Annotated in this window: 18 protein-coding genes; 9 read left to right on the top strand and 9 right to left on the bottom strand. The window is 37.0% G+C overall.

Annotated features, from left to right (window positions below):
• Positions 1-94 precede the first annotated feature (94 nt).
• Complete coding sequence (locus tag PL9214_RS06360; protein WP_072717967.1) at positions 95-1,096, bottom strand: adenosine kinase; 1,002 nt, start codon at positions 1,094-1,096, stop codon at positions 95-97.
• Between the two features lie 176 nt (positions 1,097-1,272).
• Here PL9214_RS06360 and PL9214_RS06355 point away from each other — a divergent pair, with 176 nt between their 5' ends.
• The 3 genes from PL9214_RS06355 to PL9214_RS06345 all read left to right on the top strand — a co-directional run bounded on the left by PL9214_RS06355 (position 1,273) and on the right by PL9214_RS06345 (position 5,591).
• The gene (locus tag PL9214_RS06355) at positions 1,273-2,814 is read left to right on the top strand and encodes a bifunctional aminoglycoside phosphotransferase/ATP-binding protein (RefSeq protein WP_072718686.1); all 1,542 of its coding nucleotides are present in this window, start codon (positions 1,273-1,275) and stop codon (positions 2,812-2,814) included.
• A 109-nt stretch (positions 2,815-2,923) separates the two neighbouring features.
• Entirely contained in the window at positions 2,924-4,183 is a 1,260-nt protein-coding gene (locus tag PL9214_RS06350; protein WP_072717966.1) for a glycoside hydrolase family 10-like protein, read from the top strand.
• A 55-nt stretch (positions 4,184-4,238) separates the two neighbouring features.
• Positions 4,239-5,591, top strand: coding sequence for a Fic family protein (locus PL9214_RS06345; protein ID WP_083579901.1), 1,353 nt, complete (start codon positions 4,239-4,241; stop codon positions 5,589-5,591).
• On the opposite strand, the gene PL9214_RS06340 is transcribed toward PL9214_RS06345, so the two are convergent.
• The 5 genes from PL9214_RS06340 to kdpA are packed head-to-tail and all read right to left on the bottom strand — an operon-like array spanning position 5,588 to position 11,473.
• On the bottom strand, positions 5,588-6,745 hold the full coding sequence (locus PL9214_RS06340; RefSeq protein WP_072717965.1) for a histidine kinase: 1,158 nt from the start codon (positions 6,743-6,745) through the stop codon (positions 5,588-5,590). The two genes, PL9214_RS06345 and PL9214_RS06340, sit on opposite strands and share 4 nt — an antisense overlap.
• 2 nt (positions 6,746-6,747) lie before the next feature.
• Positions 6,748-7,326 (bottom strand): K(+)-transporting ATPase subunit C, encoded by a 579-nt coding sequence (gene kdpC / locus PL9214_RS06335; protein WP_072717964.1) that lies wholly within the window; start codon positions 7,324-7,326, stop codon positions 6,748-6,750.
• 48 nt (positions 7,327-7,374) lie between these two features.
• Positions 7,375-7,644: a potassium-transporting ATPase subunit F gene (locus tag PL9214_RS06330; protein ID WP_072717963.1), complete on the bottom strand. Its 270-nt coding sequence runs from the start codon at positions 7,642-7,644 to the stop codon at positions 7,375-7,377.
• 41 nt (positions 7,645-7,685) lie between these two features.
• Positions 7,686-9,752, bottom strand: a complete 2,067-nt coding sequence (kdpB, locus tag PL9214_RS06325) for a potassium-transporting ATPase subunit KdpB (protein WP_437126745.1) — start codon at positions 9,750-9,752, stop codon at positions 7,686-7,688.
• Positions 9,753-9,790: 38 nt separating this feature from the next.
• On the bottom strand, positions 9,791-11,473 hold the full coding sequence (gene kdpA, locus PL9214_RS06320) for a potassium-transporting ATPase subunit KdpA (RefSeq protein ID WP_072717961.1): 1,683 nt from the start codon (positions 11,471-11,473) through the stop codon (positions 9,791-9,793).
• Between the two features lie 364 nt (positions 11,474-11,837).
• On the opposite strand from kdpA, the gene PL9214_RS06315 reads away from it, so the two are divergent.
• Complete coding sequence (locus PL9214_RS06315) at positions 11,838-12,902, top strand: sensor histidine kinase (protein WP_072717960.1); 1,065 nt, start codon at positions 11,838-11,840, stop codon at positions 12,900-12,902.
• A 44-nt stretch (positions 12,903-12,946) separates the two neighbouring features.
• Positions 12,947-13,618 carry a response regulator gene (locus tag PL9214_RS06310; protein WP_072717959.1) on the top strand — a complete coding sequence of 224 codons (672 nt, stop codon included), beginning with the start codon at positions 12,947-12,949 and terminating at the stop codon, positions 13,616-13,618.
• A gap of 61 nt (positions 13,619-13,679) precedes the next feature.
• Here the strand turns inward: PL9214_RS06310 and PL9214_RS06305 are convergent, their stop codons facing one another.
• A complete protein-coding gene (locus tag PL9214_RS06305) occupies positions 13,680-14,987 on the bottom strand; it encodes a hypothetical protein (RefSeq protein WP_072717958.1) in 1,308 nt (435 codons plus the stop codon).
• Between the two features lie 145 nt (positions 14,988-15,132).
• Here PL9214_RS06305 and PL9214_RS06300 point away from each other — a divergent pair, with 145 nt between their 5' ends.
• A complete protein-coding gene (locus PL9214_RS06300; protein ID WP_072717957.1) occupies positions 15,133-16,029 on the top strand; it encodes a calcium-binding protein in 897 nt (298 codons plus the stop codon).
• 40 nt (positions 16,030-16,069) lie between these two features.
• Here the strand turns inward: PL9214_RS06300 and gatA are convergent, their stop codons facing one another.
• The gene (gatA, locus tag PL9214_RS06295; protein WP_072717956.1) at positions 16,070-17,530 is read right to left on the bottom strand and encodes an Asp-tRNA(Asn)/Glu-tRNA(Gln) amidotransferase subunit GatA; all 1,461 of its coding nucleotides are present in this window, start codon (positions 17,528-17,530) and stop codon (positions 16,070-16,072) included.
• A 190-nt stretch (positions 17,531-17,720) separates the two neighbouring features.
• On the opposite strand from gatA, the gene PL9214_RS06290 reads away from it, so the two are divergent.
• The 3 genes from PL9214_RS06290 to PL9214_RS06280 all read left to right on the top strand — a co-directional run bounded on the left by PL9214_RS06290 (position 17,721) and on the right by PL9214_RS06280 (position 20,040).
• Positions 17,721-18,188: a helix-turn-helix domain-containing protein gene (locus tag PL9214_RS06290; protein ID WP_072717955.1), complete on the top strand. Its 468-nt coding sequence runs from the start codon at positions 17,721-17,723 to the stop codon at positions 18,186-18,188.
• A gap of 85 nt (positions 18,189-18,273) precedes the next feature.
• Positions 18,274-18,915 carry a COP23 domain-containing protein gene (locus tag PL9214_RS06285; protein WP_245824184.1) on the top strand — a complete coding sequence of 214 codons (642 nt, stop codon included), beginning with the start codon at positions 18,274-18,276 and terminating at the stop codon, positions 18,913-18,915.
• 33 nt (positions 18,916-18,948) lie between these two features.
• On the top strand, positions 18,949-20,040 hold the full coding sequence (locus PL9214_RS06280; protein ID WP_072717954.1) for a S1 family peptidase: 1,092 nt from the start codon (positions 18,949-18,951) through the stop codon (positions 20,038-20,040).
• Positions 20,041-20,071: 31 nt separating this feature from the next.
• Here the strand turns inward: PL9214_RS06280 and PL9214_RS06275 are convergent, their stop codons facing one another.
• Positions 20,072-20,680, bottom strand: coding sequence for a cytochrome b/b6 domain-containing protein (locus tag PL9214_RS06275; protein WP_072717953.1), 609 nt, complete (start codon positions 20,678-20,680; stop codon positions 20,072-20,074).
• Positions 20,681-20,741 lie beyond the last annotated feature (61 nt).

Below are 20,741 nucleotides of genomic sequence, written 5' to 3'. Positions count from 1 at the left end.
GCAGGGGAAGCAGGGGAGAGGGAGAAATCATTGAAACCCTACATCTGAAGCCTGACACCTGAAACCTTACGCTCCGCACCCCGCACTTCGCAGTCTAATTAATAATTGTTGCTAATTTATCTTGTTGAGATTCGCTTAAACGGGGGCCATGAATTTGAACGATTTGAGAACCGAGATAATTTCCCCAACGGGCGGCTTGTGGGGTGGTTAAACCATTGGTGAGTCCATATAATACCCCACCAGCAAAAGCATCTCCCGCCCCAACGGTATCAACAGGTTTAACCGGGAACCCTGGAACCTGAATTAAACTTTGGTTTTCAACAACTAAACAGCCTTTATTACTATTGGTAATGAAAACTAGATTAACTTTTTCTCCTAACTGACGGGCACAAACCTCTAAATCTTCGTTACCGCAGAAGTGACGCACCTCATCTGCATTGCAAAATAAAACATCACAATACTCTGTTAAAACGCTACGGAAATCATCTCCAAACCGTTCAACTAAAAACATATCGGAGAAAGTAAACGCCACTTTTACCCCCAGGCGTTTCGACTGTTCCATGGTTTCAATACTGGCTTTTCGAGGTTGGGGTGCATCCCACAAATAGCCTTCAATATAACTGTATTGACACTGACTCAAATGATCAACATTGATATCCGTAACCGATAAAGTTGTAGAAACCCCCAAATTAGTACACATGGTGCGTTCTGCGTCAGGGGTTGTTAAGACTAAACAGGTTCCCGTTGGCCCTTGGGTGGTGTCGGCGGGTTCAATTTCAAATTGAATTCCAGCCGCGACCATATCCTGTTGATAAAATTCGCCATTGGTATCCGCACTGACTTTACCCGAATAAATTCCCGTCCCGCCACTTTGGGCGATCGCCATCATGGTATTAGCGGCGGAACCTCCACAACGTAATTCTAAGGGATGGGTTTCCAATTGTTGTAATAATTTCCCCTGTTTGATTGTATCCATCAGGGTCATTGATCCTCGGTTGAGGTCATGGGTTTGAATAAAATTATCCTCAACTAATGCCAAAATATCGAGGAGGGCATTTCCAACACCAAAGACATTAAAGGGTTTGGGTTCTGTCATTGACTCTTTGTATAAAACGGCTTGAACAATTCAATTGTTGATCATATCAAATCTTTTGTTACTTTTATTTTCAAGTGATTGGAATTGGCTTTTTCTCAAGAGATAATAAAAATAACCCTAAACCCATGACTTGTTCTCAGCTTGATTGAATTCATTTTTATCTTTCCGGTATGGATATGACTGACTCTGCACTTCCTCGACTGATTCAACAAATGTTAGAACCGGATTTTTACCTTCATCCGGTACAAGAACCGATTCAACTCTTACAAACACATATTTCTTTTATTGTGTTAACGGGTGAGTATGTGTATAAACTTAAAAAAATAGTCGATTTTGGGTTTTTAGATTATTCAACTTTAGAGAAACGGCGCTATTTTTGTGAACAAGAATTACAAATGAACCAGCAACAAGCACCAGAATTGTATTTAGAGGTTGTACCGATTATAGAAATCGGCGATCGCTTTCAATTCGGGGATAATCAAAACTCTGCTGTTGAATATGCTTTAAAAATGCGTCAGTTTCCAGAAGAAGATTTATTGATCAATTTATTTGCACAGGATAAATTGACAACAAACGAGATGGAAGAGTTAGGAAAAGTTGTTGCTGAATTCCATCAAAGTTGTCCAACGAATGATGAGATTCTCAAATTTGGAGAAATTGCTCAAATTCGTCATTCCATTGATGGAAATTATCAAAAAACACAAAAATATATTGGCTGTTGTCAAACTCAAGAACAATATGAACAAACCAAACAATACACAGATCACTTTTTTGAAACCCATGACGCTATTTTTAAAAGTCGGATTGAAAACCGATGGATTCGAGAATGTCATGGCGATTTGCATTTAAAAAATATTTGTATTTATCAGGATAAAATTTTACTGTTTGATCGGATTGAATTTAATCAAGAATTTCGCTTTGTGGATGTGATTTATGATGTCGCTTTTGTGGTCATGGATTTAGAAGGACGAGGACGGACGGATTTAGGAAATCGATTTTTAAATACTTATATTGAACAAACCGGAGATTGGGAAGGATTACAATTATTACCTTTTTATTTAACTCGTCAAGCTTATGTTAGAGCCAAAGTTAATTCTTTAATTTTAGATGATCCAGCCGTTGCTGAAGAACAAAAAGAAATAGCAAAACAAGAAGCTACTCAATATTATAAATTAGCATGGCAATATACTCGCAGATCTTCAGGAGGAATGGTGATGATGTCCGGGTTATCGGGGTCTGGAAAAAGCACAACCGCCCGCAAATTATCAAAACGATTAAATGCGATTCATATTCGTTCTGATGCAGTGCGAAAACATTTAGCAAATGTTCCCCTGTATGAAAAAGGAGGAGAAGAAATCTATACCCCAGAAATGACAGAAAAGACTTATAAACGATTATTAGAGTTAGGATTATTATTAGCAAAACAAGGATTTTGGGTAATTTTAGATGCCAAATATGATCAACAAGAACGACGGGGAGAAGTGATAGAAACTTGTAATACTCATCAATTACCCTTACAAATTATTGAATGTACAGCACCGATGGATATTTTACAAGATCGTTTGCAACACCGTCAGGGAGATATTGCTGACGCAACGGTAGATTTATTAACCTCTCAACAAGCAAAAGCTCAACCTTTTACAGATTATGAAAAGAATTATCTGACCACGATTGATACAACCCAAAATATTGATCAGCAATGGAAAAAATTATATTAAAATTATCTAGGGTTTCGGTTGCGGATACACTAAAAATCTAGTTTCTTCCTTACCGTCTATCCTTCTCTCTTTCTTTGTGTATGAGTGTCTTTGTGTTTACTTTTTTATAATGCTAAAATTAAGAAAAAAAATCATATTAACTATCTATAGAATCTCAAGTTTTATTTTATCGTTGATTGTAGCGATCACTCTTTTAATTCCGCCCGCACCGTCCCAACCTATTTTAATTATACCCAATGAAATTAGAGGAGTTTGGTTAACCAATGTCAGCAGTGGAGTTTTATTTTTTCCTTGGGGAATGAATCGTGCTTTACATCAATTATCAGACCTCAAATTTAATACGATTTATCCCGTTGTTTGGAATCGAGGAGTTACATTTTATAAAAGTGCAGTCGCCAGACGAGTCATCGGTCGTTCACAAGATTCCTTATTAAATTTAACCCAATTAGGAGGAGATATTTTATCCAAAATTGTTACAGAAGGACATCGAAACGGATTAAAAGTAATTCCTTGGTTTGAATATGGATTTATGGCTCCTAAAAACTCAGCGATTGTTCAACGTCATCCTGACTGGCTTGCTCAAACTCAAAAAGGAGAAAAAGCCTTAAATCATTTCAGGAATTCGGAGGATGTTTCCTATCAAACCAAGATCAAAAACTGGATTGTCAATCAAATTTTAGAATGGATGACCATTAAAAATGTCTGGTTAAATCCGTTACATCCTGGAGTCCAACAATTTATTGAAGATTTAATTTTAGAAGTTGTAATGAAATATAATATTGATGGAATTCAACTCGATGATCATTTTGGTCTTCCTGTTGAATTTGGTTATGATGAGTATACGATTCAACTTTATAAACAAGAACATAATAATCAATTACCCCCTAACAATCCTTATAATCAAGAATGGCGAAATTGGAGAGCAGATAAAATTACTGAGTTAGTTCAAAGAATTGTCAAAAATGTTAAAGAAGTTAAACCCGATTGTATGATTTCTTTATCTCCAAACCCTTACGAATATACTTATGAAATGTATTTACAAGATTGGTTAACCTGGGTCAATCAAGGATTAGTGGATGATATTGTTTTGCAAGTTTATCGAGATAGTATAACTAAATTTATTTCAGAATTAGACCATGAATCTGTACAAATAGCACGGCGGAAAGTCCCGGTAATTATTGGGTTATTAAGTGGAACATTACGCCATCCTGTACCAATGGAACAAATAGAAAAACAAATGAAAGTTGTGCGCGATCGCGGTTTTGATGGAGTCTCATTTTTCTATTGGGAAACCCTGTGGAGTTACTTTACTCCCGACTCGCCCCGATATCGTCGCCAAAGCTTTAAAACCTTATTTTCTGATTCATGAATTTGACTAAAATAAGATAAACTAAAAGAATAGAATTGAGTGAGAAATACTCTCTATGGCAAGAATTAGAGTTCCTAAGCCTCTCATTTTGCTATTACAAGAGGTTGAAGCCGAAAAATTTCTACCGTTACTTGGAAAATATGGAGCAACAGATTCCAAAGGAAGGTATTTTCATTGGAATGATTTTAAATGGAGAGTCAAGCCGGGTGACAACGAATTAGCTGCATGGATAGCCACTAAAATTGCACGGAAAGCAATTACTAAAAACTTCCCATTATTAAAAGCTGAAGGCAATCGCTGCTTTAGTTATTGTGTACCAGACTCACTGTTTGCTCAACTCTATGGGATTGATACAATGACCGGGGGAAGTCGAGAGAATAGTAATAGTATTCTCGGATCTTCTCCTCCCAAAAATCCTTATCTCGTCAAAAGTTTAATGCAAGAGGAAGCGATAACTTCCTCTCAACTTGAAGGAGCTTCAACAACTCGTGAAGTTGCAAAGGAAATGCTGGAAAAAAATCTCACCCCTAAAGATAAATCTCAACAGATGATCCTCAATAATTATTTATTGATGAAAAAAGCGGTTGAAAAAAAAGATGAGAAATTATCCCTAGAATTGATATTAGAACTCCATAGAATTGCAACAGAAGAAGCCATAGAAAATCAAGCAACACCAGGGGAAATTAGAAAAAACAATAATATTTTTGTTTCTAATTTATACAATGAGAATACTTTTTATCCTCCTGACTGGAAAACCCTCGAAGCTAGATTAACAAATTTGTGTGATTTTGCAAATTATGATCCCGCTCCCAATGATTATAGTAATTTTATTCATCCCATCATCAAGGCTATTATCTTACATTTTATGATAGGATATATCCATCCTTTTGGGGATGGTAATGGTAGAACGGCAAGAGCTATTTTCTATTGGAGTATTCTGCGGTCAGGTTATTGGCTATTTCAATATGTTTCGATTAGCAAACTCATACAAGAAAAACGTGGAGATTATGATCAAGCTTTTATTTACACTGAAACTGATGATTTTGATCTCACCTATTTTCTCTATAATCAGATTAGTACCATAGAAAAAGCAGTGAAATCATTGTATGAGTATATGAGCAGAAAAAAACAAGATTTTTATGAATTTATGGATTGGATTGATAAAAGTCCTATTGCAAGAACTTTACGCAGAGGTCATTTAGAAATCCTCAAAGAAGCATTCAGAACACCCGGTAAAGAATTTACTTCAAAACAAGTCGCCATCGATTTTGGGATCACCGAAAATACTGCCAGAAGCTATCTTAATAAATTAGTGAATAAAGATTTATTAATAGCCGCTAAATCTAAAAATCAGAAAACAGTTCTCTATCTGGCTCCAGCCAACTTACAAGCTAGATTGAAACTCTAATCTAATGAAGAGGAGGAATTCAATGTTTTTTCACCATCAATAATATGAATATCAACTCCTTTCAGATATTTTAACAATTGCTGAACGGGTGAGCCTTTCCAAAACAATTCCCAACGAGATTTGCGCGTATGTCCGAGGACAACTTGAGTGATATGATATTGGTGAGCAATTTGAGCGATCGCTTCCGAGACATTATAACTTTTAACCCGAAGAAATTCTCCCCCAAACTCTTTAATTAAATCTTGACAAGTTTCTAACAGTAAACTTTCTTCTTTTGTTAAAAAACGTTCTGGGTTTTCCACATATAACCCATATAAACGAGCTTTCATTACATTCGCTAAACGTAATCCTCGCCTCAAAAGTTGGGGGGAATTTTGATAAGTAGAAATACAAACTAAAACTCGCTCATGAACATTACAAAATAAAGCTTTTTCAGTCGTTTCTGCTGATTCTTCAATATTATCAGCAACTTCGCGTAAAGCCAACTCTCGCAGCGCCACTAAATGACGACGTTGAAAGAAATTTTGTAACGCTTGTTCAATTTTTTCAGGTGCATATATTTTACCTTCTTTTAAGCGTTCTTGTAACGTTTCTGGGGTAACATCAATGACCACAACCTGCGTCGCTTCATCTAAAAGACGATCAGGAATGCGTTCTCGAACAATAACTCCTGTAATTTTTGCGACTAAATCATTCAAACTTTCTAAGTGTTGAATATTCACGGTTGAATAAACATTAATTCCATGATTAAGAATAATTTCCACATCTTGATAACGCTTTTCTCGGATAGAACCCGGAACATTAGTATGAGCTAATTCATCCACTAAAACCAATTGAGGTTGACGAGCTAAAATTGCATTGGTATCCATTTCCCATAAGGTTATTCCTTGATGAAAAACCGTTTTTTTAGGGATAAGTTCTAAACCGATTGCTTTTTCTGCGGTTTCTTCCCGTCCATGGGTTTCTAATAACCCAATTACAACATCAATTCCTTCTTCTTTTAATTGATGTCCTTCTTCTAACATTCGATAGGTTTTACCGACCCCAGGAGACATCCCAATAAAAATTTTATGTTTCCCTTGATTTCGAGAGGAGGTTTGATAATAAGATTCAGGGGAATTTTTTTGAGCATCAATTTCACTGCTATTAATCATCGTTAATTGGATAGGTTATCTAAATCTAAATTAACTTTCATAACATTAACTCCTGGTTCTCCAAAAATTCCTAAAAATCGATGTTCAGTATTTTTGTTAACGAGAATTTCCACTTGATTAGGATTTAAAGAACGCGCATTAGCCACACGTTGAATTTGGGCGTTTGCGGCTTGAATACTAATATGAGGATCTAACCCAGAACCCGATGAATAAACTAAATCCGCCGTTGGAATAATATTATTAAATTGGAGTTGATCAATTCGTGCTGTTACTTTTTTTAACAAATCGGGATTACTGGGTGCTAAATTACTTCCTCCTGAAATTCCCGTTGCTAAACCCTCGTTAACCGGACTATAATCAACGCTACTTGGACGGGATATAAAATAACGATTAGAGGTAAAATTTTGACCGATTAAAGCTGAACCCACAATCTCTCCTTGCGGATTTTTGATCAAACTTCCATTGGCTTGAAATGGGAAAATTGATTGACCGATTATTAGAATCAAAACCGGGTATAAAATAGCCGTTAAAACCCATAAAACTAGGGTAGTGCGGATGGCGGTTAACAAATCTCTAAACATAGTATATTTTGAAATTGAAAGTACATTTTTTAAGAATTTGACTGGTTTTTAAAACCGTTCAGGTTGTAAAATTACAGCCAATAAGTAGAGAGCAATGGCTATCGTTACTAAAATTAAAACCCCAATAGCCCAAGCTGCTTTGCGAGTTATCTCTTCTCCTGTTGCTGCATAAATAATGGGAGCAAAGATTAAATTAGAGGATAACAGGAAAAATAAAGAAAGGGGTAAAAGGTTGGGTTTGCCTTTAGTTTTGATTAAGGAAATTATTCCTTTGAATTTACGGGTTAATTTTGAATTAAATTCATCTATTTTTTTCATTTTTTACTCCTATTTTTTGTCTATCAAAATCTGGTTTATTATTATGTTAAACCAATAATAGCAATTATGCTATCAATCATTTTAATTCCAATAAAGGGTGCTATAATTCCTCCTAATCCATAAATTAAAATGTTTTCTCTAAGTAATTTATTGGCACTAACGGGGCGAAACTTAACCCCTTTTAAGGCTAAAGGAATTAAGGCGGGGATAATTAAAGCATTATAAATTAGGGCGGATAAAATAGCCGATTGACTACTGGCTAACCCCATAATATTTAAACCCCCAATTCCTGCTGATGAAAACATCGCTGGAATAATCGCAAAATACTTAGCAATATCATTCGCAATAGAAAAAGTAGTTAACGCTCCGCGAGTAATCAATAATTGCTTACCAATGGTGACTAAATCAATCAACTTTGTAGGATCAGAATCTAAGTCAACCATATTCGCAGCTTCCTTTGCAGCTTGAGTTCCCGAATTCATTGCTAACCCGACATTTGCTTGAGCTAACGCCGGAGCATCATTCGTACCATCCCCCGTCATCGCTACTAATTTACCCTGGGATTGTTCCCGTTGAATCACAGAAATTTTATCCTCTGGAGTGGCTTCTGCAATAAAGTCATCTACCCCCGCTTCTTGAGCAATAACTTCAGCCGTAATCCGATTATCTCCCGTTAACATTACGGTTCTCACTCCCATACGTCGCAGTTGAGCAAAGCGATCTCTAATTCCCGGTTTAATAATATCTTTTAGGTAAATAATTCCATACAATTCATTGTCTTTGCAAACTGCTAAAGGTGTACCACCCAAACGAGAAATATGCTGATAAGCGATATCTAAATCAGTCGTTAGTTGACCTCCGCGAGATCGAACAAATCCCTTAATTGCATCAACTGCCCCTTTTCTAACTTCGCTGTCACCAGGTAAGTTTGTACCACTCATACGAGTTCTAGCAGAGAACTCAATTCCTTCGGCTAATTTTCGATTAAAATTAACCGTTGCACCCATTTTTTCTGCAAGTCGAACAATCGATTTTCCTTCCGGTGTCTCATCAAAAATACTCGCAGCGAGTGCGACTTCAGCAACAGCTTTTGGACTATGACCATTCACCGGAATAAATTCTTCAGCTAGTCGATTTCCTAAAGTAATGGTTCCGGTTTTATCTAAGACTAAAGTATTGATATCCCCACAGGCTTCTACAGCCCGTCCCGATGTGGCAACAACATTAAATTGAGCCACCCGATCCATTCCAGCAATGCCAATTGCACTTAATAAACCCCCAATTGTTGTGGGAATTAACGCCACTAATAAAGCAATTAAAATTACAATACTAACTGGAGTTTGAACGTAATTAGCAAGGGGTGAAATCGTAGCAACTACGATTAAAAAAACTTCAGTTAATACGGCTAATAACACCGTTAAGGCAATTTCATTTGGGGTTTTTGTCCGTTCTGCCCCTTCAACTAAAGCAATCATTCGGTCTAAAAATCCTTTTCCTGGTTCCGATGTCACCCGCAAGATTAATTCATCAGAAATAATCCGAGTTCCTCCCGTTACAGAACTGGCAATATCGCTTCCAGGTTCTTTTAGAACCGGGGCAGATTCGCCAGTAATTGCAGATTCATCGACAGAAGCAACTCCCGCAATTACTTCAGCATCTACTGGAATCATATCTCCAGCAATAACTTTAATTTGATCTCCTTTTTTTAACGATGTGGAACTAATTTCTTCAATCAAACCATCGGGTAATAATTTGCGGGCGGTGGTTTCCGCTTTTGTAGAACGTAAGGAATCTGCTTGGGCTTTTCCCCGTCCTTCTGCGACCGCTTCAGCGAAATTTGCAAACAGAAGGGTTAACAATAAAATCACGGTCACGAGAAAATTAAAGAAGCGATTATTTTCTCCTTTAACGGTTCCAAATAAGTTGGGATCGAGAACTAATAAGGCTGTGATTATTGTTCCTAACCAAACGACAAACATCACAGGATTTTTAATCATGTATCGCGGATCAAGTTTGCTAAAAGCATCTTGAAATGCCCGTTGATAAAGTCCTTTTGTATTGACTTTTTTTTGCTTTTTTTGTTGTCGTTTATTTAAGCGAGTTTGCATCATAAAATTGAAGGGGTATTTAATAAAAAATAATGAGATTATTTGAAACTAGCAATTTGAAAGGCTTCCGCCACTGGCCCTAATGCTAAAACAGGTAAGAATGTTAAGGCTCCTAAAATCAAAATCACTCCCGTTGTCACACTGATAAATAAGAGAGAATTTGTTTTTAATGTGCCCGGAGTTTCAGGAACAGGTTGTTTATTTAATAGACTTTCTGCTAACAGTAATAAAGCCACAATTGGGATATAACGTCCGGCTAAAAGCACAACACTGGTACTCAAATTCCACCAAATCGTATTATCCCCTAATCCTTCAAATCCTGAGCCATTATTGGCAGCGGCGGAAGCGTATTCATAAATTACTTGGGAAATGCCATGAAATCCGGGGTTTGAAATCCCTGAAAGTTGAGGATAGGCGAGAGTAATAGCACCAGGAATTAGAATCCCAATGGGATGAACCAGTAAAATTACACTGGCGAGAATAATTTCTCGTTTCTCAATTTTTCGCCCTAAAAATTCTGGGGTTCTTCCCACCATTAATCCGGTTAAGAACACTGTTAAAATCAGGAAAATAAATAAGTAGACTGTTCCAGTTCCTTGTCCTCCCCAAACAATTTGTAAAAACAGATTAAATAAAGTAGAAAAACCCCCATTTGGCATGAATGAATCCAGCATTCCATTAACAGCACCGCACATCGTTCCGGTTGTGGTAACAGCCCACAATGCTGTTTCTGCCCAACCAAACCGGATTTCTTTTCCTTCTAAATTGGGTGCTTGTTGATCGAGAAAATTATTAACAATTGGGTTTCCTTGAAATTCTCCTAGGGCGGTAATAATAATGAAGCCGGAATAGATTAAAAATACCATTCCAAAGAGTAACCAGGCTTGTTTTTTATCTTGGATCAAAATTCCAAAGGTATAAATCAAAGAAGTAGGAATAGAAACCATTGCTAAGGTTTCAATTAAGTTAGAAAACCCATTGGGATTTTCATAGGGATGGGCTGAATTTGCTCCAAAAAAACCTCCCCCATTTTCTCCTAATTGTTTAATAATTTCAAAATGGGCAACAGGCCCCCGTGCAATCGCTTGTGTTCCTCCGTCTAAGGAGGTAACAATTTGCGACCCTGCCAAGGTTTCAGGTACACCTGACGCTAATAAAATGATTGCTCCAATTAAAGAAATAGGTAATAAAATCCGAGTAATAGAACGGGTTAAATCAATATAAAAATTCCCTAATGATCTGCCTGTTAATCCTCGAATAAAAGCGATAGAAACGGCTAAACCTGTCGCAGCCGAAGTAAACATTAAAAACCCTAATGCGAGTACCTGGCTGGCATAGCTGAGGGTATTTTCACCGGAATAATGTTGTTGATCCGTATTGGTTAAAAATGAAATGGTTGTATGTAAGGTTAAATCCCAACGCGGAGCATTTAATTGCATTGGGTTTAAGGGTAAAATTCCTTGCAAACTAATAATAATATAAACAAAAACTCCCATCAATAAGTTACTCAAAAGTATAGCCCTAGCATATTGCCAACCTGTCATATTGGATTGAAAATGAACTCCACTGAAGTTATAAATCAGGCGTTCCAGGGGATTGAGTATAAAGTCAAGAAGAGTCTTTTTCCCTAAAAAAACATCAGCGATATAGGTTCCAAAAATAGGAACAATAACCACTAATAGTCCTAATATTAGGGCAATTTGAAAAAATCCTTGCCACATAAATATGAGAGAGATTTACATCTGAATTTAATCGTATTATTTTACTTTTTCTCGAAAAAGCAATCTAACAAAAAGTATAATTTTGAGCAGAAAATGATATAAGCCCAAAATATAATAGATATGTAGCTACCCCCATCTGAACTCATAAACTTCTTGATATAGATGAGTATAACTAGAGATATATAACAATCCTAAAAAATGTAGGGGTAGCGTCCCTCCGAACCCAGATCCTAATAGGGTTAGAAAACTCAACCCCTACGATAAAATGTTACAACCTCTGTCTCGAAGGTGCGGATTGCTATAGTTCACTTTCAACGGTGATTTTAAGTTAGATTAAAAAAAGCAATCAATTGAGCAATCAGTTATGACTTTAAAAAATCCTTTAAAAATTCATTGGTTAATTTTAGGATTCTTTGCGGTGGTGATTTTATTAGAATATACGACTCCCGCAGACTATGTTTTTGGTTATCTTTATACGGTTCCGATTTTATTAGCTCACCCCCGTTTAAATCGGATGATTACGCTACAAGTAACTGTATCTGCTTGTTTATTAACGTTATTAAATTTAGTTTTTCCCCTTGCTGAAATTAATAATTCAGCAACAGTTGCTAATCGAATAATTGTAGTTTTTGCTTTAATTGTTACAGGTTGGTTAAGCGATCGCACTCGTCGCTATGAAGAAGCGATTTCTCAACAACAAGCTCAACTCCAAGCTCATCAAAAACTAGCCAGTGTTCGAGAAGATTTTGCGTCTACTTTGACTCATGATTTAAAAACACCGCTTTTAGGGGCAATTGAAATGCTAAAATCCTTTCAAAACAGACAGTTTGGTGATATTAATTCAACTCAAGAAAAAATTCTCGATATGATGTTGCGTTCTCACCAAAGTAGCTTACAGTTAGTTCAAACTTTATTGGATGTTTATCGGAATGATACGGAGGGATTAAAACTAAATTTAGAACCGATTAATTTAGTTGAAATTGCAGAAGAAGCGATCGCAACTTTAACGAATTTAGCAGAAACCCGGCGAATTTATTTTAATTTAAGTTATCAAGATTCTAATTTTCGCCGATATCTCTGGGTCAAAGGCGATCAACTGCAACTCCAGCGCGTTTTTAGTAATTTATTAATTAATGGGATTAATCATTCTCCGCGTGGAGGTCGGGTTGAAGTAATATTGGAGTCTGAAGCTCATTTTCAAGTGGTGAAAATTTGGGATCAGGGTCTAGGAATAACCCCCGAAGAATTGCCGAATTTGTTTGAGCGATTTTATCAAGGAAATAGCGATCGCCAAGCGAAAGGCTCAGGATTAGGATTATACTTAACTCGACAAATTATTGAAGCCCATGGAGGTATAATTTGGGCAGAAAACAAAATCCCCAATGGGGCAATGTTTTGTTTTCGCCTTCCGGCTCTGGCTCAGGGATAAATTCAACTGTAACACTTAAATTTTTTAAAAAAGTTATAAAAAAAATGCAATCAAACCTATTAAGACTTTTATTAGTTGAAGATGATGAATTATTTCGTCTAGGACTAAATATTCGTTTGCAAAAAGAAGCCGACATCAAAATTATTGGCGAAGCTACTGATGGAGAAACAGCCGTTGAATTAACAAATCAATATTTACCAGATGTGGTATTATTAGATATAGGATTACCTGGAATTGGAGGCGTAGAAGCCTGTCGTCAAATCAAACAAAACCACCCTGAAATTCCGATTTTAGTCTTAACTTCTCATTTCCAAAAAAGCCTAATTGAACGGTTAATTCAAGCGGGTGCATCCGGGTATTGTTTAAAAGGAATTGAACCTCATTTACTAATTTTAGCCTTACATTCTGTTGCTGCTGGAGCCTCTTGGTGGGATCAAACGGTAACGGCAGAAATTCGGACATTTTTTGAGAATACTAGCTCAGGAGAAACCCAAAATACAGTGATCGCTGCTCATGATTTAACCCAAAGAGAACAAGAAATTTTAGCCTTAATTGCTGATGGGAAAACGAATCAAGAAATTGCAAATTTACTTCATATTACATTAGGAACAGTTAGAAGTCATGTTCATGCTATTTTACAAAAGTTAGAAGTACGCGATCGCACCCAAGCTGCAATTCTAGCGATTCAGAAAGGATTGATTTCTAAACCTTCATGAGCCCTAATTTAAGTCTTATAAAATTCAAGTTTTATTAAGTTTAATTCAGTCTATTTTACCATTATTCAGATTCATCTAAACGCTTTTGCCATTCTGCATCACTCTGATCCAAATTTTTTATTTCCTGTTCTAATAAATCAGTTTCAGTCGTATAAGCTAAATTATCTTGATGAATCACAATTTTTTTAGCAAACTGACCAGCATAATTGATTTTTTTCTTTAAAATCGAACCTCCCTGAGCTAAAATATTAGCTCTTTTTTGTCGCATAATATTGCGATTATCAATCTTTTTATTTTTTCCTTGAATCCAAAAATATCGAATCAAAGGAATCGTTAAAAATCCTATACCGTAAATCAATAAAATGGGATAAATAAATTGCACAAACCCTAAAAATCCGGTTAAATATCCAGCAATTTCAGGAGTCTTTAATAAACTTCCCAACATTAATGCGCCAATTAAATTAACCGAACCCAAACCAATTGCTCCTAAAACTTGTCCAGAAGTTGCTAAACTAAAACGCCACTTTCTTTCTTTTAAATAAGCAGGGACAGGCTGAGTTTTGGAGTTTTGCGCTGTGATTTGTAATTCGGGAAAATGATAAATTAATTGTCCTTCTGGACTCACTTCCGGTCGGCCATCAAATCGAGCTAAAATCGGTAACATATAATCTTCATATTCTTGAGCCACTGAACTCCCGATTTCATCTAAATAAGGGGTGATTTGTTCCGCAATAATTGCTCCTTTTTGATTATGAATAACTCTGCCAATCGTTTGCCATCTTCGTTCTTCTAAATTATAATTCGGATTTCCATCTCCAAACATAAAAGAAAAAATAGATTCCAAAAAATTCATCCGTTTTTTATCATTTTTTTTCTGGGGAGAATCATAGCGTTGATAATTATTAGTATCCCAAGAAAAAAACCACCACCAATCCGATATAAACCAACTAATCGGAAAGAAGCCAATACTGCTATCATTTCCGCCTGAACTATCATTATCTTGACTAAAACTAATGGCAATGGTAATTGCAATAATAGCAAAAATAATTAGAATAATCGATGCAATTAGAATAATTCCAAAAGACATCCGAATCAGGTAAAATAAAATTTTCCAGCTTTTTTCCCACCAGTCTTTTAATTTTAATTGCCAATATTTATTCCGCAGAATAGCCCGAAAATTTTGGGGAAATTCAAAGGCTATATCTCCTGACTCAGCAACTTGTAAATGACCTCCCGCTTCCGATGCTAGAGCTAGAAGTTCTCGTTGGGCGATATTAACATCAATTCCCGCTTGAGTGGCTACATCGCCACTGGTAACACGATGTCCCAATTTTTCAACGGCATTGATGATGCTAGGATTAAGAACCATTGGTTTCTCCTACTCAACACTCATCCAATTTCATCAGAGGTGATTTTCTCTGGATAATTCTATTATTACTGTTTTTTTGAAAATTGGGTTACTGTTGTTATAGTAAACTTAAGACAGAAGTAAATAATCGGAAGGTTGTGAAAAAATGTTAACGTTAGAAACCTTGTTTGATGAAGAATTTTATCTTGCCAAATATCCTGATGTTGCTAAAACAATTGAAAGTGGAGAATTTGATACAGCTTTTGATCATTTTATCGAGATAGGTCAAGAATCAGGTTATGAACCTAATGCTATCTTTGATAGTCAATATTATCAGAAGTCTAATCCCGATTTATCTGCCCAAATAGAAGAAGGATTTCTGACACCTGTTGAACATTTTATTAATTATGGTCAGTTTGAATTGCGCTCTCCGAATCCCTTTTTTGATCCATTCTATTATTTAGAACGATATTCCGATGTCAAAGGTGCTTTCCTGAGAGCAGAAATTAATCCCTTTGAACATTTTTTTCTGCACGGACAATACGAAGGGCGAAATCCTAGTTTAGCTTTTGATACTGACTTTTATCAAACTCGATATCCTGAAATTAGATCAGAATTAGAATCAGGACTATATAACACCTTATTTGAACATTTTTGGCAGCAAGGGTTAGCCGACGGAAGATTAGGAACACCTCCGGCTTTAAAAGATGATCTGACTCAAGCCGTTGATATTGATATTCTGTTAGGTGATCAAACAATTATTGGTTTAGTTACTGATGCTGACCCGGTTGATATTTATCAATTTATTATTCCTAATTTTAAGAGTGATTTTAGTGCTATCATGAATCAAATGAAGGCTAATTTAGATTTAGATTTAATTCAAGATTTGAATGGAAATCAAGCCGTTCAAAGTAATGAAATTATTGCGAGTTCTGCTAATTTAGGTTTAACCCCAGAATCGATTCAAATTGACCAATTACCGAGGGGTACATATTTTCTACGAGTCTCTTCAGTAGAAGGAAACACAAATTATCTCCTAAATTTATCAGCAACTCCTGTTTAGTTAATGAGAAAAAGGTGGGCGAACCCACCCCACAGTTTAATTAAATTCCCTTGGGTTTATAATTATGCCAATCTGTTGCTTTTTCATAGGCATTAGCAACTTCTAATAATCGAGATTCCCCTAACGGTTTCCCAATTAATTGCATCCCAATGGGTAATCCTTGATCATCAAAACCACAGGGAACACTAATTCCGGGTAAACCCGCTAAATTCACAGGAATTGTCATTAAATCCGATAAATACATACTTAACGGGTCAGCCGTTTTTTCACCTGCTTTAAAAGCCGTTGAAGGTGCAGTCGGACAAACTAACACTTCCACCTGACTAAACGCTCGATCAAAGTCTTCCTTAATTAAGGTTCTCACCTTTTGTGCTTTCAAATAATAAGCGTCATAATATCCCGCCGATAACACATAGGTTCCTACCATAATTCGGCGTTTAACTTCCGCCCCAAATCCTTGCGCCCGGGTTTTCTGATACATTTCAATTAAATTCTCTGCATCAGGATGACGGAACCCATATTTCACCCCATCATAACGGGCTAAATTTGCAGAGGCTTCCGAAGGAGCAATTACATAATAAGTCGGTAAACCATAACGGAATCGAGGACAAGAAACAATCTGAATTTCTGCTCCTAATTCCTGTAAAACACTAATTGCTTTCGTAACGGTTTGTTCAACAATCGGATCTAATCCTTCCCCAAAGGTTTCTTTAATTACCCCAATTTTAATCCCGCTTTTTGCTCTTAAGGTCGGTTTAAGGGCGGAAACATAATCGGGAACAGGAAGGTTTAAACTGGTAGCATCTTTTGGGTCATGACCGGCGATCGCTTGTAATAAAATAGCGACATCTTCTACACACCGTCCAAAGGGCCCAATTTGATCCAAGGATGAGGCATAGGCAACTAACCCATAGCGAGAGACTAATCCATAGGTGGGTTTAAGTCCCAAGACACCACAGAAGGAAGCCGGTTGACGAATGGAACCCCCCGTATCGGAGCCCAAGGAAACCACCGCTTCTTCGGCTGCAACGGCTGCGGCTGACCCTCCCGAAGACCCCCCCGGAACTCGTTCGAGATCCCAAGGATTAGCGGTCACTTGATAAGCTGAGTTTTCCGTAGAACTCCCCATCGCAAACTCATCGAGGTTGGTTTTTCCCACCATTACAGCCCCAGCCGCAGCGAGTTTTTGAGTAACGGTGGATTCATAGGGAGGGATAAAATTCTCTAAAATTTTGGAACCACAGGTTGTCCGAATTCCCTCAGTACACATATTGTCCTTAATCGCGATGGGAATACCTGCTAATAGACCAATTTCTTCCCCCGCCGCAATTTTGGCATCCACTTGACGCGCCTGTTCCAAGGCTCGATCTGCCGTTACACAAAGAAAACTCTTTAATTTGGGTTCGAGTTGTGCAATCCGATCCAATGCCTCCTGGGTGATCTCAACGGCGGAGCGTTCTTTCTTGATCAGTTGTCGGTGCAACTTACGGATGGATGCCATACTCTACTTTTCCTCATGTTCTTAAATACCCATATCTGAGTTTACCAGAGGAAGAGGAGGTCTGTGGAACAGGCATCTTGCCTGTTAACTTGTTAACTGCGGTGTAGGGGATGAAAATTCTTTGTTTGATCCGGAAAAGCATAAAAAGTTGGGATAGATTAACCAACTTTCCTGATGCTGTATCGGAGGAATGCCACCTAAAGCTCACTTAGAACCCCATCTGACGCTCGAAGACCTAAAAGTTCGTTATCGTCAAGCACGAGATACAACTGAGGCTCGTCGATGGCACCTGCTTCACCTTGTGGCGGGGGGTTGGACAATCAAACAAGCGGCGGATATTGTGGGGTTAAATTACGATTACGCCAAAGAAATTATCCGGCGCTACAACCATGAGGGGCCGAGTTCCATCAAGAACCGCAGCCGAGAACGCCAACCCCCAACGGCAAAATCTCTACTGACTTCAGGACAACAACAAGAATTGATGGAAGCGTTGCAAGGGCCCGCACCCGATGGAGGCTCTTGGTCAGGGCCAAAAGTAGCAGAATGGATTGCTCATAAAACAGGTCGTGATCACGTTTGGCCGCAAAGAGGTTGGGATTATCTCAAACGCTTAGGAGTGAATTGGAGGAAGCAAACCACCCTAAATGATCGGGACTAAAGCCTGGAATATCGGTTTTTTAAGGCTAATATTTTTGGCTTGTAATTTTTTACATTTTTGTATCCGTTAGCAAGATCAAACGAATATGAAAAACTTAATTTTTCTCAAAAGTTTAAAGATGAGCGCGATTGCCTTTAACACTTTTTTCGTGTTAACTTCTGCAAGTCAAGGACGAGAGTTATCTCCGAATAGTTCCTGCGATTTTGGCAATGGGAATCGTTGTCAACAAAATCAAGTTGAAATCCCTAATTATCAGTATGCTGAACGGGTTAGACAACAGTTTTATTGTGGTGTAAGTTCTGATGGGATTCCGACAACTTTTGTTAAGAATTCACGGGGAACTTTTCCGGTTATCCGTTGGGTTTCTCGAATTTTTGATGATGCTGGTTATGTTCCTGAAACTCGCTGTCGCCAAGTGTCTTCAAAATTCCAACAATTTTATGAACGAGGGCTATTAAATTATGTGACTACAGGACGGGTGAATCAACAGCCTGTTATCTGTGTTTCTAATAGTCAAGAGGGGCCTTGCTTGGGTGTTTTATTTACGTTGAAACCGGAACAAAATGCCAATCGTACATTACAACAGTTATTTGATCTTCGAGCCAATGCAAGTGCTGGCCCCCTAGAGGAAAGTAAGGGTCGATTTTATTTGGATCTTAATCAATATATTGAGGATAAAGGTAGTGTTTCGGCATCGGATTCAGTTGGATTAGATGAACAGCCTTGAACAAAAAAGCGATTGATTTTGATTTCAATTATCATGGTTGATCCTTCTAAAATTTCTCAAAAACTTAAAACGCTAACAGGTATTGGCAGTTGTTTAATCACGCTACCAATACTTATTTTTTCTGATGTTTTTTTAACTTCTTCTACTTTAGAGATTCGAGATCATCCTTCAACTCTGTTTTCAGTGAAATCGAATTGTTGGGATATTTCTTGTCAAGTTTGTTCTCCTAAAGAACTCAAAATAATTGCTCAAAGCATTACCGTTAAAATTTTATCAGGTTCCGCTTGGGGGTCAGGTATTTTAGTCAGGAAACAGGGAAATTTTTATACGGTTCTAACCAATCAACATATTTTAACCCCCAGTGACCCCCCCTATTCAATTCAAACGCCTGATGGTCAGATTTATTCAAGTTATCCCATTTCTAATGGGAAGTTTTCTGGTCAGGATTTAGCCTTATTACACTTTAAAAGTGAAACTCGGATTTATGCGATCGCAAATTTACAACTCTCTCCTGCAATTCAACCGGGAGACAAGGTATTTGGTGCGGGTTTTCCCTGGTTAGAAGTATCTAATCATCCAAATGCTATAGAGATTAAAAATCATACCCAAATTTCAAAAACTCAGTCTGAATTATCACTATTATCAAAACCTTTACCTTCTAAATTTTCTCAACTCAATGAACCTGAATTTTTACCTAAATTAGGACTGCATTTAACACGAGGTCGGGTTTCTCTAATCTCAGAAAAAGCAATTCAACAAGGGTATACAATTGGTTATACGAATCCCATTCAAAAAGGCATGAGTGGGGGGCCCTTATTAAATTCCCAAGGTAAAGTAATTGGAATTAATGGAATGCACGCCTATCCCCTTTGGGGAGATCCTTACATTTATCAAGATGGTTCGTTACCGAGTCCCCAACTCCGCGAAAAAATGGTGCAATTAGCCTTTGCAATACCTATTGAAAGGGTTATCGCATCTATCCCCGAATTAAATCAGTCTTCGGTTTCAGTGGAATTATTTTTATCCACTTCTCTATTAGATCAACATTTTTCTGTATTGATTTATCCCTTAAATTATCCTAACTTTGATAATTTAAAAGTTAATCTTACTTGTAATAGTTTTTAAAATGGATAGAGCCGAACATATCATCTATATACTATTTATTCAAAAAACGTTGACCCCAATCTCGAATATTATTCAACCATAATTTAGGATGATCTTGAGGTTTATAGTTGGTGTTAAACATAGAAACAACTAAAGGAAAACCCCCAACTTTAAAAACCATTAAAACATGAAGTAAAATGGAACATAGAATGATCACCCAAGCGATTAAATGAACAAAATACCACAGGTGATTAAATTCTCCATTAGGGAGCCAATTTTCTTGCTGAAACTTTCCTGAAATAACCGATAATGCGGCTGCAATTAATGCTACAGTATTACTAATACGGAGAAGACTATACCACCAAACAGGTTTATTAATTTCTGTTAAACTTTGCCATGTATTTTTTTGAATTAGTCTTTTTCTACCCGCAATTAAACTATAAATAGCAAAAATAATATAGACAAACAAAAGGAAAAATCCAAAGGTTCCATGAATATCAATTAAGTGGCGGTTTTCTTGAGTTAATCCTAACCCACCAAAACGGCGATCATAACTGTCATAAACTAGAAATCCAGTGACTAAAGCACCTAAAATTAAAAACGCATTTAAAGCGTGAGAAAGTCTTAAAAATAAAGGTTGATAGGGTTGTGATTTAGACATTTTTGAACAATTTTAGAGCGTTAAGGAGAAAATATGAATCAATAATGAATCATTTTATCCT

Origin of the sequence: Planktothrix tepida PCC 9214 (assembly GCF_900009145.1) — a bacterium.
Classification (GTDB): Bacteria; Cyanobacteriota; Cyanobacteriia; order Cyanobacteriales; family Microcoleaceae; genus Planktothrix; species Planktothrix tepida.
This window is presented reverse-complemented; position numbering and strand designations above follow the sequence as displayed.